This window comes from Rhodococcus sp. NPDC003322 (genome assembly GCF_053589555.1).
Genome location: NZ_JBSFSC010000004.1, coordinates 26,948 through 43,669, shown reverse-complemented (window position 1 = coordinate 43,669; position 16,722 = coordinate 26,948). Strand labels below are relative to the sequence as shown.

The 16,722-nt window shown below is 68.9% G+C and carries 15 protein-coding genes and 1 pseudogene; 1 reads left to right on the top strand and 15 read right to left on the bottom strand.

Annotation, left to right across the window (positions count from 1 at the left end; translation table 11 throughout):
* Positions 1–50: 50 nt before the first annotated feature.
* From lpqB to ACWDUM_RS16340, 14 genes and pseudogenes are all read right to left on the bottom strand, one after another.
* Positions 51–1,814, bottom strand: a complete 1,764-nt coding sequence (gene lpqB, locus ACWDUM_RS16405) for an MtrAB system accessory lipoprotein LpqB (RefSeq protein WP_450134786.1) — start codon at positions 1,812–1,814, stop codon at positions 51–53.
* Positions 1,811–3,529, bottom strand: coding sequence for an MtrAB system histidine kinase MtrB (gene mtrB, locus ACWDUM_RS16400; RefSeq protein WP_450135187.1), 1,719 nt, complete (start codon positions 3,527–3,529; stop codon positions 1,811–1,813). The genes lpqB and mtrB overlap by 4 nt, the downstream gene beginning before the upstream one ends.
* 14 nt (positions 3,530–3,543) lie before the next feature.
* A pseudogene (gene mtrA / locus ACWDUM_RS16395) lies at positions 3,544–4,222 on the bottom strand (MtrAB system response regulator MtrA).
* A 4-nt stretch (positions 4,223–4,226) separates the two neighbouring features.
* Positions 4,227–4,892 (bottom strand): dTMP kinase, encoded by a 666-nt coding sequence (locus ACWDUM_RS16390; RefSeq protein ID WP_450134785.1) that lies wholly within the window; start codon positions 4,890–4,892, stop codon positions 4,227–4,229.
* A 175-nt stretch (positions 4,893–5,067) separates the two neighbouring features.
* Positions 5,068–6,546, bottom strand: coding sequence for an adenosylhomocysteinase (gene ahcY / locus ACWDUM_RS16385; protein WP_450115731.1), 1,479 nt, complete (start codon positions 6,544–6,546; stop codon positions 5,068–5,070).
* A gap of 53 nt (positions 6,547–6,599) precedes the next feature.
* Positions 6,600–7,217 (bottom strand): TetR family transcriptional regulator, encoded by a 618-nt coding sequence (locus tag ACWDUM_RS16380; RefSeq protein ID WP_450134784.1) that lies wholly within the window; start codon positions 7,215–7,217, stop codon positions 6,600–6,602.
* A 133-nt stretch (positions 7,218–7,350) separates the two neighbouring features.
* Positions 7,351–7,524: a rubredoxin gene (locus tag ACWDUM_RS16375; RefSeq protein ID WP_387474511.1), complete on the bottom strand. Its 174-nt coding sequence runs from the start codon at positions 7,522–7,524 to the stop codon at positions 7,351–7,353.
* 13 nt (positions 7,525–7,537) lie between these two features.
* Positions 7,538–7,705: a rubredoxin gene (locus tag ACWDUM_RS16370; protein ID WP_450115733.1), complete on the bottom strand. Its 168-nt coding sequence runs from the start codon at positions 7,703–7,705 to the stop codon at positions 7,538–7,540.
* A gap of 1 nt (position 7,706) precedes the next feature.
* On the bottom strand, positions 7,707–8,918 hold the full coding sequence (locus ACWDUM_RS16365; protein ID WP_450135186.1) for an alkane 1-monooxygenase: 1,212 nt from the start codon (positions 8,916–8,918) through the stop codon (positions 7,707–7,709).
* Between the two features lie 254 nt (positions 8,919–9,172).
* Complete coding sequence (locus ACWDUM_RS16360; RefSeq protein ID WP_450115734.1) at positions 9,173–10,735, bottom strand: amino acid permease; 1,563 nt, start codon at positions 10,733–10,735, stop codon at positions 9,173–9,175.
* 275 nt (positions 10,736–11,010) lie between these two features.
* A complete protein-coding gene (gene manA, locus ACWDUM_RS16355; RefSeq protein ID WP_450115735.1) occupies positions 11,011–12,240 on the bottom strand; it encodes a mannose-6-phosphate isomerase, class I in 1,230 nt (409 codons plus the stop codon).
* Positions 12,241–13,368 carry a tobH protein gene (locus ACWDUM_RS16350; protein ID WP_450134783.1) on the bottom strand — a complete coding sequence of 376 codons (1,128 nt, stop codon included), beginning with the start codon at positions 13,366–13,368 and terminating at the stop codon, positions 12,241–12,243.
* A 144-nt stretch (positions 13,369–13,512) separates the two neighbouring features.
* On the bottom strand, positions 13,513–14,889 hold the full coding sequence (locus ACWDUM_RS16345) for a phosphomannomutase/phosphoglucomutase (protein ID WP_450134782.1): 1,377 nt from the start codon (positions 14,887–14,889) through the stop codon (positions 13,513–13,515).
* 160 nt (positions 14,890–15,049) lie between these two features.
* Positions 15,050–15,427: a DUF3499 domain-containing protein gene (locus tag ACWDUM_RS16340; protein ID WP_450115738.1), complete on the bottom strand. Its 378-nt coding sequence runs from the start codon at positions 15,425–15,427 to the stop codon at positions 15,050–15,052.
* A gap of 81 nt (positions 15,428–15,508) precedes the next feature.
* Between ACWDUM_RS16340 and ACWDUM_RS16335 the strand changes: the two genes are divergently transcribed.
* On the top strand, positions 15,509–15,994 hold the full coding sequence (locus tag ACWDUM_RS16335) for a metallopeptidase family protein (RefSeq protein WP_450134781.1): 486 nt from the start codon (positions 15,509–15,511) through the stop codon (positions 15,992–15,994).
* A gap of 131 nt (positions 15,995–16,125) precedes the next feature.
* Here ACWDUM_RS16335 and ACWDUM_RS16330 read toward each other — a convergent pair whose 3' ends face one another.
* The gene (locus ACWDUM_RS16330) at positions 16,126–16,392 is read right to left on the bottom strand and encodes a WhiB family transcriptional regulator (RefSeq protein WP_450115761.1); all 267 of its coding nucleotides are present in this window, start codon (positions 16,390–16,392) and stop codon (positions 16,126–16,128) included.
* Positions 16,393–16,722 lie beyond the last annotated feature (330 nt).

Here is a 16,722-nt window from a genome sequence, read left to right as displayed (position 1 = left end):
GCGGGACCACCGACACGCGGCGCCGCCGCTGCCCGGCGGACGGCCTCCGGTCAGCCGGGCAGCACCGGGACGGCCTTCACCCCGGTCAGGCCGGGCACCTCGCGCCAGTAGCGGTCGCCGGTCGGGTCGGTGCTGTTCAGCTGGAAGACCGCCCGCGTGTCCGCGACGAACGTCGTCGACGGACTCGCGTCCACCGCCGTCACCGGCGGGGTGAGGTTGCGGCTCGGCAGCGCGTCCATCCGGGAGCCGTCGACAGCGACGGTGACGACCGGGATGTCCGACGCCGCCCGTGCCACCACGACCGCGTCACTGCTGGACCAGTCCAGCGCCACGGCCGGGCTCCCGAGCCCGACCGCGATCGGCACCCCCGAGGACAGGCGGTAGCTGCCGTCCTCCCTGGGCACGACCGTCAGCATGAACACCTTGCCGTCGATGATCGCCGCGGCCCGGACCCCGTCCCGGGAGAGCCGCAACTCGGTGATCGTGGTGCCGAGAGCGGCGATGTCGGCGGTGTCCACCGGCTGCGCGGACATCTCCCCCGACGGCGCACGCGACATACGCACCACCTTCGACCCGTCCACGACCGTCCACACCGCCGAGTCCTCGAACGCCCACGTCGGCCGCGTGAGGGTCACACCTTCGAGGACGGAGGTGGCGAGCCCGTCGATCGGTCCGATCATCAGTGCCGAGAGCTGGTCCGGCGCCGGGCGCAGGGGTGCGGCGACCGCGGCCGCGGAGTGGCCGTCCCGGGACACCGCGATCGACCGCAGGCCCGGACTGGTCCCGAAGTAGCCCGGGATGGATTCGACGCCGGAGTCGGAGACCCGGACCAGCGAACCGTCGCGCAGGGCGTGCAGCCCGACCGTGTCCGCAGCCGAAGCCGCCGGATTCGTCGAGGACACGTCCGCCGTCGTCCACCCGTTCGGCAGTCGGTCGTCGAGTGGCTTCCCGTCGCCCATCAGAACGTACGGTCCCGGGATCTCGGCGTTCGCCAGCGTCCACACCACCTGGGCGGCCATCCGGTCCCGACTGACCACGTCCAGCGCGTCGGTGCCCTCGAACTCGATCCGCAGGCCACCGAACCCGACACCGACGCCCGCGCTGCGCCCGTCCGCCTTCGTGACCGGTTCCTTCAGCCGAACCTCGTCGAGCTGGTTCGACACCGCTCCCTTCAGCGTGGGCTTCGGCCCGGCGATCAGCATTTCGATCAGGGTGTCGGCCAGGTCCTGCGGAGTCGACGTGATCCACCGAAGGTCCGGGACGGCGGTCGACCCGGTCGGGTCCAGGAAGTACAGCGACTTGCGCTGATAGGTCTTGAGGAACTGCGGGCGGTCGAGGGTGACACCCGGGGGCAGTTCGTTGATCCGCCATTCACCGGCGTCCAGGACCAGCCGGATCGTGGCCTCGTACGTCCCGTCCACCGCCTGATAGACGCCCTCCGGGTCGAGTTGCCCGACCCGGTTCGCCCGGATCGTGTAGTTGGCCTTGTCGCCGGACCGCGATTCCTCGAGCACGTCGACCTTGTCGACGATCGACGTACTGGCGGTGTCGTCCCACGATGCGGCGGCGCCGGCGGTCATGAACTGCCGTGCCGCGGCGTGCTCGTCGGTCGGATCGGTGCTGGCCGCGAAGAAGTCCCGCAGCAGCAGGTTCGGATCTCGCCCGGGGATCGGCGCGGGCACCGTCGGGTTCGCCGGTTCCTGTGCGATCGTGCCGATCGCCTGCGGAGTGGACGAATCCGGCAGACTGGCGCAGCCGCCGAGCAGTAGGGCGACCGCTCCCACGGCCGCACACACTCCGTACCGCCGCCTCATGTCCGTCGCTCCCGCAGAACCGGAATGCTGCTCGTCTCGTCGGGATCGAGCGGCTCGCTCTTCGCTCCGTCGGCGACGGGCGGCTCCGGTTGCTCGCCGGGGGCCCGGCCCTGGACGCGCTTGATCGTCGGCGGGCGCAGCGGCAGCGGACTGCTGGTCACCTTGTGCCCCCGCACCAGCGGCAAGGTCAACCGGAAGCAGGCTCCGACGCCGGGCTCACCCCACGCTTCGAGCCTGCCGTCGTGCAGTCGGGCATCCTCGACGCTGATCGCCAACCCCAGACCGGTGCCGCCGGACCGGCGCACCCGCGACGGATCGGATCGCCAGAACCGGTTGAACACCAGCTTCTCCTCCCCCGGATGCAGGCCGATGCCCTGGTCGCGCACGATGAAGGCGGCCGCATCGTCGTCGGCGCGCAACCGCAGCAGCACCGGTTTGCCCTCGCCGTGGTCGATCGCGTTCGCGAGCAGGTTACGCAGGATCCGCTCGACCCGCCGCGGGTCGACGGTCGCGAACACCGGTTCCTCCGGCAGGTCGAGGATCAGTTCGGTGCCGGTTTCCCGGGCGAGGTGCCGGATCGTGGACACCGCCGCGCGGGCACTCATCCGCAGGTCCAGCCTCTCGGCGGCGAGCTCGGCGACGCCGGCGTCGTGCCGGCTGATCTCCAGGAGGTCGTTCAGCAGCGACTCGAACCGGTCGAGCTCCGCAACCAGCAGTTCCGACGACCGCCGCAGCGCGGGGTCGAGGTCGGCGCTGCCGTCGTGGATCAGGTCGGCCGCCATCCGGACGGTGGTCAGCGGGGTGCGCAGCTCGTGGCTGACGTCGGAGGTGAACCGTTTCTGCAGGTTGCCGAACTCCTCGAGCTGGGCGATCTGCTTCGACAGCGATTCGGCCATGTCGTTGAACGACATCGCGAGCCGGGCCATGTCGTCCTCGCCTCGCACGGGCATGCGTTCGCGCAGCTTGCCCTCCGCGAACCGTTCGGCGATCCGGGACGCGGACCGGATCGGGAGCACCACCTGCCGCGCGACGATCAACGAGATCGCGGCCAGCAACACCAACAGCACCGCGCCGCCGATCAGCAGGGTGCTGCGCATCAGCGACAGGCTGCGGTCCTCGCCGGCCAGGGGGAACACCAGGTACAGCTCGAGGTCGGGGATGTCGGTGACCACCGGGCTGCCGACGATGAGAGCGGGCCCGGAGTAGCCGTCGGGATCGTTCACCGTCGAGAACTGGTAGCTGATCTGCCCGTTGTGCACGAACTCGCGCAGGTTGCGCGGGATCTGGTCGAACGGTCCCGCCGTGGGTTCCGCGGCCACCGGCTCGGTGTTGGCGATCAGCACCGGGTCGAACGTACCCGCCGCACCCGACGCCGGACCGGCGTCCACGTTGCGGTTCGTCAGCGACGCGCGCGCACCCTCCAACCGGGTGCCCACCGCCGTCGTCTCGTCCGTGCCGGCGAGGTAGCTCTGCACCGTGCCACGGGCACGGTCCATCTCCTCGGTGGCCGCGGAGATCTTCGCCTCCAGCAGACGATCGGTGATCTGACTCGTCAGGACGACACCGAGGATGGTGATGACGACCAGCGACAGGGTCAGCGTGGAGACGACGACTCGCAGCTGCAGCGAACGACGCCACAGGTGCGCGAGTGATCGACTCAGATTTCGGAACCGGCGGAGCAGCGGTGTGAAGGTTCCGTTGATCCGCCGGCGCATACGGGTGGAACGGATCACGGCGGTCCGGCCTTGTAGCCGACCCCCCTGACCGTGAGTACCACCTGCGGATTCTCCGGGTCTCGCTCCACCTTCGCGCGCAGTCGCTGCACGTGCACGTTGACCAGGCGGGTGTCGGCCGCATGCCGGTAGCCCCACACCTGTTCGAGCAGCACCTCACGGGTGAACACCTGCCGCGGCTTGCGAGCCAGGGCCACCAGCAGGTCGAACTCGAGCGGGGTCAGTGCGATCAGCTGCCCGTCCCGGGTCACCTTGTGCGCGGGAACGTCGATGTCGATGTCGGCGATCGACAGCAGTTCCGCCGGCTCCTCCTCGGTGCGGCGCAGGCGGGCGCGCACCCGCGCGACGAGTTCCTTCGGTTTGAAGGGCTTCATCACGTAGTCGTCGGCACCGGACTCGAGTCCGAGCACCACGTCGACGGTGTCGGTCTTCGCGGTCAACATCACGATCGGCACCCCGGAGTCGGCGCGCAGCACCCGGCAGACGTCGATGCCGTTCATCCCGGGCAGCATCAGGTCGAGCAACACCAGGTCCGGACGGATCTCCCGCACCGCGGTCAGCGCCTGGGTTCCGTCACCCACCACGAAGGGCTCGAATCCCTCCCCCCCGCAGCACGATGGTGAGCATCTCGGCGAGCGCCGTGTCGTCGTCGACAACCAGAATGCGTGGCTTCATGTCTCTATCGTGTCACTCCGGACGCCGCGTGACACTGATTAGTGACATCGGCGGCGAGTTGTGTGGGATCGACGTCGGGGCCGACGACCGTCCACGGCGCGATCCAACCGCGCGCGGCGAGCCCGTCGTACACCTCCCCCGTGCGGGCCTGCAGCCCCCCGTCGCGCTCGTAGGCGTCACGCTGCCGGTCCGCCTCGACGCCGGCGCGATCCTTCGCACGTTGGGCGGCCAGCTCGACGGGAACCCTCAGCAGCACCTGCCGGTCCGGCCTGGGTAGCCCGAAGCGGCCGAACTCGAGTTCCTCGATCCAGGCGACCTCGGGACCGTCGGCGCCCTGGTGTTTGCGGGCCGCCGTGTAGGCAGCGTTCGACGCGACGTAGCGGTCGAGCAGCACGATGTCGTGGGTGGCGATCAGTTCCCGCAGTTCGTCGGCGGCCTCGCGGCGGTCGAGCGCCCACAGCAACGCCATGGCGTTGACGCTCTCGGCGGTGTCCCCGTGGCCGCCGTGCAGAGCCTCGGCGCCGAGGTCGGCGCAGGCGGAGACGCCGTAGCGAGGAAAGGCCAGCGTGGCGACCGTGCAACCGTCCGCTCGCCACGCGGCAACGAGGGCATTCGACAGCGTCCGCTTCCCGGCACCGTCGAGCCCTTCCAAAGCGATCAGGATTCCCACGATCGCCACAATATGCGCTGCCGCGCCGGTGAGTGAATTTCTCCCCCGGAGGGAACCCGTCCAGGTCGGGGTGAAACTCACTCACCGGGCGCCAGGCGCGAAGCGCAGCGGAGCCGCCCCTCCGCGCAGGCGCGAAGCGCAGCGGAGCCGCCCCTCGGTACAGGCGGCGGAGCCGCTAGTACCGGTAGTGCTCGGGCTTGTACGGGCCCTCGACGTCGACGCCGATGTACTCGGCCTGATCCTTGGTCAGCTTGGTGATCGAGCCGCCGAGCGCCTCGACGTGGATCCGCGCGACCTTCTCGTCGAGGTGCTTGGGCAGGCGGTACACCTCGTTGTCGTACTCGTCCGGCTTGGTCCACAGCTCGATCTGGGCGATGACCTGGTTCGAGAAGCTGTTGCTCATCACGAACGACGGGTGGCCGGTGGCGTTGCCGAGGTTCAGCAGCCGACCCTCGGACAGCACGATGATCGACTTGCCGGACTCGAAGGTCCACTGGTCGACCTGCGGCTTGATGTTCAGCCGCGTCGCGCCCGAACGCTCCAGGCCGGCCATGTCGATCTCGTTGTCGAAGTGACCGATGTTGCCCAGGATCGCCTGGTCCTTCATCGCCTTCATGTGGTCGAGCAGGATGATGTCCTTGTTGCCCGTCGAGGTGATGACGATGTCGGCGTTGCCGATCGCCTCCTCGACGGTGACGACGTCGAAGCCGTCCATCAACGCCTGCAGGGCGTTGATCGGGTCGATCTCCGTGACCTGCACGCGCGCACCCTGACCGGCGAGCGACTCGGCACAGCCCTTACCGACGTCACCGTAGCCGCAGATCAGCGCCTTCTTGCCGCCGATCAGCACGTCGGTACCGCGGTTGATGCCGTCGAGCAGCGAGTGCCGGGTGCCGTACTTGTTGTCGAACTTGCTCTTGGTGACCGAGTCGTTGACGTTGATGGCGGGGAACGACAGCTCACCGGCCGCGGCGACCTGGTACAGGCGCAGCACGCCGGTGGTGGTCTCCTCGGTGACGCCCTTCACGGACTCCGCGATCGCGGTCCACTTGGACTTGTCGGCCTCGAGGGACTTGCGCAGCAGCGCGAGGAACACCTTGTACTCGTCGGAGTCGTGCTCGTCGTCGGTCGGCGGGACGACGCCTGCCTTCTCGAACTGCGCACCCTTGAGCACGAGCATGGTGGCGTCGCCGCCGTCGTCGAGGATCATGTTCGCGGGCTCGCCCGGCCACGTGAGCATCTGCTCGGCCGCCCACCAGTACTCCTCGAGGGTCTCGCCCTTCCACGCGAAGACCGGGGTGCCCTTGGGCTCCTCGGGCGTGCCGTGCGGGCCGACGACGATCGCCGCGGCCGCGTGGTCCTGGGTGGAGAAGATGTTGCACGACGCCCAGCGCACCTCGGCGCCGAGCGCGGTGAGGGTCTCGATCAGGACGGCGGTCTGGATGGTCATGTGCAGCGACCCGGAGATCCGGGCGCCCTTGAGCGGGAGAACCTCGGCGTACTCGCGGCGCAGCGCCATCAGGCCCGGCATCTCGTGCTCCGCGAGGCGGATCTCCTTGCGGCCGAACTCGGCGAGCGAGAGGTCCGCCACCTTGAAGTCGATACCGTTGCGGCTGTCCGCCACGAGCTTGTTCTCAGACACGCTGGTCGTCATCTGCCTCTCCTGGTTGGCAATATCTCCGATAGAGGCTATCGGTAGGTGCCGGACTACTGGTACTGCGAGGCGGGCATGATCGCCTCGACGAACGGCGTGAACACCCGGGCCAGCTCGTCGGCGACGTCGCGGTCCGATTCCGGTGGCATCGAGATGTAGCTGATCGCCAGCCGCGCGATCCCCCGCCCGAGGATGGCCGCGTCCGCCTCCGACGCCTGCACCCAGCTGCGCCGGAAGGTCTCCGCGAGCCGTGTGGCGGCGCGATCGATCAACGGCGCGCTGTCGGTGGTGATCAGGCGGAGCAGGTCCGGCTTGGCCTCTCCCGTGAGCAGCGACCGCACCAGCGGGTCGGCTGCGGACTGCCGGAAGAAGTTCGTGAAGCCCATGATCAGTGCCTCGCGGGGCCGGCCGACGTTCGAGTACACGGCGTCGTCGACGGCGCCGACGAAGGTGTCGGCGAGCGCGAGTGCATAGGCCGCGGCGAGGCCCTGACGGGACTTGAACTCGTTGTAGAGCGTCTGCCGGCTCACCCCCGCCGCCGCGGCGACGTCGGTCATGGTGATCTCCGGCCAGTCCTTCGCGGTGAGCAGCTCCCGCATCGACCCGAGCACCGATTCCCGCAGGAGGGTGCGGGTGGCCTGCTGGTACGGGACTCGGGACGACGGCGCCATGGTGGCGAGGGTGGCATTCGGCCGGTGGCGCGTCAACGAGGCGCACCCGGCCGTGACGGGCGCCACAGCCACCTCGGCCGGATCCGGTCGGATCCGGCCCCCGGCCGGGTGTTCCGCACCGACGCCGGGACACTCACGGCCGGGCGACCTCCTCCATGTAGAAGTCGGCCTTGGCCGCGCCGCAGTCGGGGCAGCTCCAGTCGTCGGGAATGTCCTCCCACCGGGTGCCGGGCGCGATGCCGTCCTCGGGCCAGCCCAGTTCCTCGTCGTACTCGAATCCGCACTGGACGCAGCGGTACAGCTTCATGGCAGCTTCCCCTTCACGACGTCTTCCTCTCGAAGTCGATCTTCTCGCGTACACCACAGTCGGGGCAGCACCAGTCGTCAGGCACGTCGCCCCAAACCGTTCCCGCCGGGAACCCCTCCCGCGCAGCACCTTTCACCTCGTCGTAGACGTAGTCGCAGACGGGACACACGTAGGCGGCCATCTCACGCCACCCCGTATCGGGCGTGAACCTTCGCGCGCTTGGACGGCTGGACGTTCACCCTGGCGATGTCGCCGTCGTAGTGGGAGAGCACGCGATGGTCCATGACGCGCCGCCAGACGGGCGGAAAGTAGGCGAGGGTGATCATGCTCGCGTAGCCGCTGGGCAGGTTCGGTGCACCGTCCATGCTGCGCAGCGTCTGGTAGCGCCGCGTGGGATTCGCGTGATGGTCACTGTGGCGCTGCAGGTGGTACAGGAAGATGTTGGTGCAGATGTGGTCCGAGTTCCAGCTGTGTTCCGGGGTGCACCGCTCGTAGCGTCCACTCGCGGTCCTCTGACGCAGAAGTCCGTAGTGCTCAAGGTAGTTGACCGTCTCGAGCAGCGAGAAGCCGTACACGCCCTGAATCACCAGGAACGGCAGCACCTCCCAGCCGAAGCCGGCGACCAGGCCACCCCAGAGCGCCACCGACATCAGCCAGGCGTTGAGCACGTCGTTACGAATCGTCCACGGCCCCTTGCCGAGTCGATGCAGTCGCGCCTTCTCCAGCTCCCAGGACGATCGCAGGCTGCCCCACACGCTGCGCGGCAGGAAGGCCCAGAAGGTCTCACCGAATCGCGCACTGGCCGGATCCTCGGGCGTGGACACCCGCACGTGGTGGCCGCGGTTGTGCTCGATGTAGAAGTGCCCGTAGAAGGTCTGCGCGAGAGTGATCTTCGACAGCCACCGCTCCAGGTCGTCCTTCTTGTGACCGAGTTCGTGGGCGGTGTTGATGCCGATGCCACCCATCACGCCGATGCTCAGCGCGAGGCCGATCTTCGACACCAGCCCGAGCCCGCCCTCGATGCCGAGCCAGCCCAGGTTCTCGGACGTCCACAGGTAGCAGGCGAACACCAGGCTGGCGAGCTGGAAGGGGATGTAGACGTAGGTGCAGTACCGGTAGTAGCGGTCGTTCTCGAGCCGCTCCATGACCTCTTCGGGCGGATTCTGTCCGTCCGGACCGAAGAAGACGTCGAGCACCGGCAGCAGCCCGTACACGAGGATCGGCCCGATCCACCACCAGACCGGGGACACCGCCGTCCAGCCGAGTTCGTTGAAACCCCACACCAGCGCGGCCGCCAGGAAGACGGCGGTCGGCGGGACGAGACCCAGCAACCACAGGTGACGCTTCTTGTCCCGCCACTGCGCGGGGGCCTGCTCCCCCGCTTCGGATTGCACCCTCACGACTTCCTCCCGTTCACCACGCCACCCTGTGAGTCACACCACCTTTCTTTGGACAATATGCGCCATATTGTCCCGTGTCTAGACATTTGGATCGTTTTGTAAACACACTTGGGCCGCACAGACCTGGACAACGGGGCGCAGCACAGCGCCACGAAACGACAGAAAGTCAACCGTCGTGACACACCGGCGTCCCGATCGCGCAGCCCGTGATCCGAGCCCGCGACGGAGCCGGCCCCGGAGACGTGCGGCTATCGGCCGCGGTGCCGAGGTTCGTCCGGACCGCCGAGGTGGTCGAGCGCCTCCGCTTCCAGCCCGGGCTGCGGCCGCTGACGCTTCCCTACCAGCGAGTGCCGGTAGCCGTAGCCGAAGTACACGACCACACCGATCGCCATCCAGACCACGAACCGGATCCACGTCTCGACGGACAGGTTCAGCATCAGCCACAGGCAGGCGAGCACGGCCAGGATCGGGATCAGCGGGACGAACGGCACCCGGAACCCGCGCGGCAGGTCGGGCCGGGTCCGGCGAAGGATGACGACACCGATGCAGACGAGCACGAAGGCGAACAGGGTGCCGATGTTGACCATCTCCTCGAGGGTGCCCATCGGGAAGAACGCCGCGAGCGCGCCGGAGATCACACCGACGATGACGGTGATGCGGACCGGGGTGCCGTGCTTGCCGGTATGGGAGAGCGGCCGCGGCAGCAACCCGTCGCGCGACATCGCGAACGCCACCCGGGTCTGGCCGAGCAGCATCACCATCACCACGGTGGTCAGTCCGGCGAGGGCGCCGAGGTTGATCACCCACTGCGCCCACGTGATGCCGTGGGCCTCGAATGCCGTCGCCAGTGTCGAACTGTCACCGGCCAGTGCCGTGTAGGGCACCATGCCCGTCAGGACCAGCGTCACCGCCACGTACAGGACGGTGACGATCGCCAGCGAGCCGAGAATGCCGCGCGGCAATGCCTTTTGCGGGTTCTTCGTCTCCTCGGCCGTGGTGGCGACCACGTCGAACCCGATGAACGCGAAGAACACCAGCGACGCGGCGGCGAGCAGGCCGTACCAGCCGAAGGTGCTGCCACCCGCTCCGGTGATGAACGAGAACAGGGACTGGTGGATGCCCTCCCCCGTCTCACCGGGCTGCGACGGCGGAATGTACGGCGAGTAGTTCGAGCCGGTGATGAAGAACGCGCCGACGATGATCACCAGCAGCACCACGCCGACCTTGATCGCGGTGATCGCGGCGGAAACCCGCGAGGACAGTTTGGTGCCGGTCACGAGCAGTCCGGTCAGCGCCGCGATCAGCAGGACCGCGCCCCAGTCGAATTTGACGGCGCCGATCTTCACCACGGTCGACTCGACACCGAGGACGTCCGCGAGGTACAGCGACCACCCCTTCGCCACCACCGACGCGGCGAGGGCGAACTCGAGGATCAGGTCCCAGCCGATGATCCAGGCGATGAACTCCCCGAACGTCGCGTACGAGAACGTGTACGCGCTGCCCGCGACCGGGAGCGTCGACGCGAACTCCGCGTAGCAGAGGGCGGCGAGACCGCAGGTGATCGCTGCGAGCACGAACGCGAGCGACACCGACGGCCCCGCGACGTTGCCCGCGGTCCGCGCGGTGAGCGTGAAGATGCCGGCACCGACCACGACGGCCACACCGAACACGGTCAGGTCCCACGCCGTCAGATCCTTGCGGAGTTTGCTGTCCGGTTCGTCGGTGTCGGCGATCGACTGCTCCACCGACTTCGTCCGGAACAGGCCGGCGCGCCGGCCTCCGCTGCCGCCCGATCCCTCGTGCACTGTCATCGCTGCCTCCTCGACAGGGGTACCGAGTGAGCCTATTGCGCCCGCGGGCCCGGGCCGCGAATTTCGCGGGCGCCGGTCGGCGTCGATTCGGCATCGCCCGTCGCGACCGCGCCCGCGGCCGACGCGACTACTGCGTGACGACCCGGTACAGGTCCGGCTGCAGGTGGATCATCCGCACAATGGGCACGCCGCGCGCACGCGCGCCTCGACCTCTTCGATCGCCCATGACATCACCGACGTCGGCACCGGGCAGCGGTGTCCTCCAGCAGCGCCGGTCAGCCGACGGTGGCGCCGAACACCTGCGCCGGTGCTCCCGCGTCCGTCGACCGCACCGTGACCGTCGGATCCGATGCGGCGATCCAGGCCGACTCGCCCCGGTCGAGAACCAGGGACTCACCACCGCAGCGGAGTGCGACGGATCCGGACGTGCACAGCAGGATTCGAGGCCCCGCCTGTTTCAGATCGACGCTCGGCGCCTCCGGCGTCAACTCGATCCGAGCCAGGGCGAACTCGGGAGCAGGCGTGTCGTAGACCAGCACGGGCTCCGCCGGGTCCACGGTGGAGGCGGTGCGGGCCGGGCCGGTCAGCGGCTCGAAGTCCAGCACCCGCAACAACTCGGGCACGTCGACGTGTTTCGGGGTCAGCCCGCCACGCAGCACGTTGTCGGAGTTGGCCATCACCTCGACGCCGAGTCCGTGCAAGTAGGCGTGCAGGTTGCCGGCGGCCAGGTACAACCCCTCCCCGGGTTCGAGGGTGATCCGGTTCAGCAGCATCGACGCGAGCACCCCGGCGTCGCCGGGATACGACTCGCCGAGCTCGAGCACCGTCTGCACTTCACGCGCGTACACCCGCGGGGCCGACGGGTCGGACAGGTACCGCACGCAGCCCTCGAGGATCTGCGGCAGCAACGCACCCAGGGCCGGCGGCGGCAGGGTGATCCACGTGGTGAACAGCGCCCGCAGTCCCGACGAATCCGGTTGCCCCTCCAGCAGTGCGATGTAGTGCTCGAGCGCGGGCACGTCGAGCGCCCGCAACAGGTCGACCGTGCGGTGCGGGTCCCGGAATCCGGCGAGTGCCTCGAACCGGGTCAGGGCCACAACGAGTTCCGGCTTGTGGCTGTCGTCGCGGTAGTTCCGCACCGGCGAGTCCAGCGGAATCCCGGCGGCCTCCTCACGGCTGAACCCCTCCTTCGCCTGCGCGGCGCTCGGATGCGCCTGCAACGACAGTGGCTCCTCCGCGGCGAGCAGTTTGAGCAGGAACGGCAGCCGGTCCCCGAATCCTGCCCTGGCCCGGTCCCCGAGCTGGCCGTCCGGGTCGTCGGCGATGGCGTCGAGCAACGACACCGTGCCGTCACCGACCCTCAGGCGGGACGGATTCGCGGGATGGGCACCGAGCCACAGCTCGGCTTCCGGATGGTTGGACGGGACCGGCCGGCCGCACAGTTCGGCGATCGCGGTGCGCGATCCCCAGGCGTAGGTGCGGAGCGCGCCCTGCAGGAGATGCACTTATCGCCCGCCGATCAGCCGCAGGTACACAGCCGCCATTTCCAGCCGGACGGCCAACACCGCCAGCTGCTCCGTCTCGGTACGGTCCCCCTGAGCGGAACCACTCGCGGCCCGACCCGTCATCTCACGATCACCCGTTCCGATTTCATCGACTTCCTCCGCAGTCGACAGCACCTCCGCGTCGGGAAGCACCGCGACTCTCCGCATCGTCACGTTCCGCGACTGCGATGTGGCCAGGACGAACACCCGTGCCGGTGTCACCGGAGACGGGCCGTCCAGCTCCTCGTCATGGAAGAGCGGGTCGTATCCGGGCGGCACGTCGCCGGTCCCGGACAGCAGCGCCGCGGACGCCACCACGTCCGCCAGATCGGCGGCGGTCGCGGTCACCCCCGCCGTGCCGAGCAACATGTCGGTGCCGTGGCCGGCGAACGCGGTCGTCGCAGGCCCGTCGCCCGCGAGCACCACGCGGCGGCCCTGAAAACGCACCGCGAGCGACTTCGCCGGGTTGTGGAACACCTCCGCCGACGGATGGTTGCGGGCGGCCTCCGCGTCGAGGCGGTCGGCGAGGTCCGCGAGGTCCGGCAGCTGCGCACCCCGGCCGGTGTCGAGGGCTCCGAGAACCCCGAGACCGCCCGCCAGGTACCGGAGGAAGCCGTGCCGGTCGGGCACGGGCACGCGCGGCGCGAGGATCGTTCCCCGCCCGGCCGCCGCACCGAGCGGCCCCTCCGCGCGGGCCACCACCACCAGTTCCGCCCCGCGGCGCAGGGCGGAGTCGGCGGCGGCGACCAGGCGTGGATCGGCGGCGTCGTCACCGGCCACGACCACGACGTCCAGCGATCCGACCCACGGCGGCACCGTGGACAACTGCACGATCGGCAGCCCGAACTGCGGCCCGACGGAAGCGACGAGCACGGACGCGGCCCGGGCCGCGCGCCCACCCGAGGTCACCAGCACGACGCAGCGCGGACGCAGATCCCGGAGCCGGTCGAGGACCCCCTCGGTCACGGATTCGGCCACCGACCTGACCTGGGCTCCGCCCAGTGCCGCGGCGCGCATCGCACCCTCGGTGTCGGCGGCGGCGAGACCCGCGGCGTCATCGAGATCGAGAAGGGGTGACGGAGCCGTCATGGCAACCTTCCTTTCTCGCAACCGCTCAGGACTCTCGCAACCGCAGGGGACTCGGCCCGTGAGCATTGCCCGACCCGACCATTCTCGCACTGCCGGGACCGCAGGTGTGTCCTCCTCAACGCGTACTCGTCTCGCTCGCCTCGCTCAGGCGCGCACCACCGCGAGCACCTCGGCGACGATGGCGTCGACCTCGGCACCGGTGCGGGCCTCGACGTTCAGGCGCAGCAGCGGCTCGGTGTTCGACGCGCGCAGGTTGAACCAGGCACCGTCGCCGAGTTCCACCGTCACGCCGTCGAGGTGGTCGACGGATGCGGTGCGGTCGGCGAACGCCGCGAGCACGGCCTCGGTGCGCTCGCCGGCATCGGCGACGGTCGAGTTGATCTCCCCGGATGCCGCGTACCGGTTGTAGCCGGCCATCAACTCCGACAGTGGCTTGTCCTGCTCGCCGAGCGCGGCCAGCACGTGCAGTGCGGCGAGCATGCCGGAGTCGGCGCCCCAGAAGTCACGGAAGTAGTAGTGCGCGGAGTGCTCGCCGCCGAACACCGCGCCGGTCTCGGCCATCTGCTGCTTGATGAACGAGTGGCCGACGCGCGTGCGGACCGGGGTGCCACCGAGTTCGGTCACCAGTTCGGGCACCGCACGCGACGTGATCAGGTTGTGAATGACGGTGGCGCCCGGCTCCTTTGCCAGTTCGCGTTCGGCGACGAGCGCCGTGACCGCGGACGGCGAGACCGGATTGCCCAGTTCGTCGACGACGAAGCAGCGGTCGGCGTCCCCGTCGAACGCCAGCCCGATGTCGGCGCCGGTCGCGAGCACGTGCGCCTGCAGGTCGACCAGGTTCTTCGGGTCGAGCGGGTTGGCCTCGTGGTTGGGGAAGGTGCCGTCGAGTTCGAAGTACAGCGGCTCGATCGTCAGGGGCAGCGAGCCGAGGACGGCCGGGACGGTGTGCCCGCCCATGCCGTTGCCTGCGTCGGCGGCCACGGTCAGCTGACGGATCGCCGACAGGTTCACCAGGCCGCGCAGGAACTCGGCATAGTCGCCGAGCACGTCACGTTCGGTGACCGTGCCCGGCGTTCCGTCATAGCCGGGCACGCCGGCGATGACCTCGTCCGAGATGGTGCCGAGCCCGGTGTCCTGACCGACGGGCTTCGCGCCGGCGCGGCACAACTTGATTCCGTTGTAGCGGGCGGGATTGTGGCTGGCGGTGAACATCGCGCCCGGGCAGTCGAGCAGTCCCGACGCGAAGTACAGCTCGTCGGTGGACGCGAGCCCGATGAGTACCACGTCGAGCCCCTGGGCGTTGACCCCCTCGGCGAACACCTTTGCCAGGTCCGGCGAGGACGCCCGCATGTCGTGTCCGATCACGATTCGGGTGGCCTGCTGGGTCGGGTCGTTGCGCATCAGGCGGGCGAACGCACCGGCCACGTCCCGCACGAAGTCGCTGTCGAGTTGTTCCCCGACGACACCGCGGACGTCGTATGCCTTGATGAGGGCATGGACGGTTTCGGCGCTTCGTGCCACTGCAGATTCTCCTCGGTTCTTCGACTCGGCTCGGTCATCGCGGTACGCGGTCGCGCGCGGGTTGCCGAGGGCGTACCCCGATCACCCTAGTGCCACGCGGCCCGCTTCCGCCCCACCGTCGATCACGACCGTGGGTGCGCGACAGCGATCCGCAGGATCGTCAGTTACCCGGGTCGGGCAATACTCGCAGGTGACCGCGACGACCGGTGCGGGTCGTGGTCGGTGCCGGAGCGGACCGATCGCCGGAGACCGAGTCACCACGTTCGCCGCGACCGGCCTCCCGAACCGCCTCGGCGAGCGCCGTCAGGTCGTCCTCGTCGGGGGTCGAACTGGAGAACCCGCCCTCGTACCGGACCAGTTCCCAGCCCTTCGGTGCGGTGATCCTGGACGCGTGCGACTCGCACAGGTCCCAGGAATGCGGCTCGTCGACGGTGGCGAGCGGCCCGACGACGGCGGTGGAATCGGAATAGACGTACGTCAGGGTCGCAACGGCGGGGTTCTTGCACCCGGGCCGGCAGCATCGACGCAGTCCTCTCACGAATGAGAGGGTAGCGCCCCCGTCCCGCCGCGCCTACTCGGACACACCGAAGACACCCGGACGTCGGTAGCATCGACAGTTATGCGCAGAGCCCGACCACTGACTTCCCGTTCCGCGGCTCGGCGTGGTCGCGGGATTCGCGGGCCCGTGCTCCCACCCGGAGTGCCGGCCTGGCGCACCCGCGCGGAACAGTTCGACATGCTTGTCCTCGAGGCGTTCGCACCGATCGACGCGCGCTGGCGCGAGCGCATGACGAAACTCGACATCGCCGTCGACGAGGTACCGAAAATCCGTGCACTGGACCCGGATTCGGTCACCTGGCCGCCGGAGGTGGTGGCGGAGGGCCCCGTGCCGCTGTCCCGCCTCGTGCCGGCAGGCGTCGACCGGCACGGCAATGCGACGCGGGCGCGACTGGTGCTGTTCCGCCGACCGCTGGAACTGCGGGCCAAGCGTCCGGACGACCTCGTCGACCTGCTCAACGAGGTCCTCGTGCGGCAGGTCGCGACCTACCTCGGGGTGGACCCCGAGGTCATCGATCCCGACCTGTCCGACGAACAAGGCGATTGACGGTCGTCGGGTCGACGGTCGCGGGAAGCGAACGGTCGACCGAACGACGACGGCGCCAAGCACAACGACGGTGTCGAATCGGTGACGGCGCCGAAAAACACACGCGCCGAACCTCTTCGAGATCCGGCGCGCTAGATGATGCCCTTCTTGAGACGGCGGCGTTCTCTCTCCGAGAGTCCGCCCCAGATGCCGAAGCGCTCGTCGTTTGCCAGCGCGTACTCGAGGCATTCGTCGCGCACCTCGCAGCCGAGGCAGATGCGCTTCGCCTCCCGCGTCGATCCACCCTTCTCCGGGAAGAACGCCTCGGGATCGGTCTGCGCACACAGTGCGCGGTCCTGCCACTGATCCTCGACGGCATCGAACATCTCGTCGAAGCCGCCCACGATCAGGCTGAGCATCGGGCGATCGTGATTCCCTTCGCCCTCGGATCGGCGGACGTCCCCCATTACGTCTGCCATGGAATCGGTCTGCGGTTCGTCGCCAAGCGCGCTCAATCGAGTCATCGATCCTCCGTGCTGGTTGGCCATCCGTTCCGCCTCCTTCACCTTATTGTTAGCGCACTGTTATCTGCGCTGTTGAATTTTCCTCCCCGGCACAGCCTTTCCGCAGCTCCCGAACCACCCCTACACCAGCAGGAACAAATGTTCGAAAGCGGTTGACCACAATCCTTCTCGGATGGTCACCGCGAAATGACATACACGTGATTACACACGGACCATTCGGTCGGG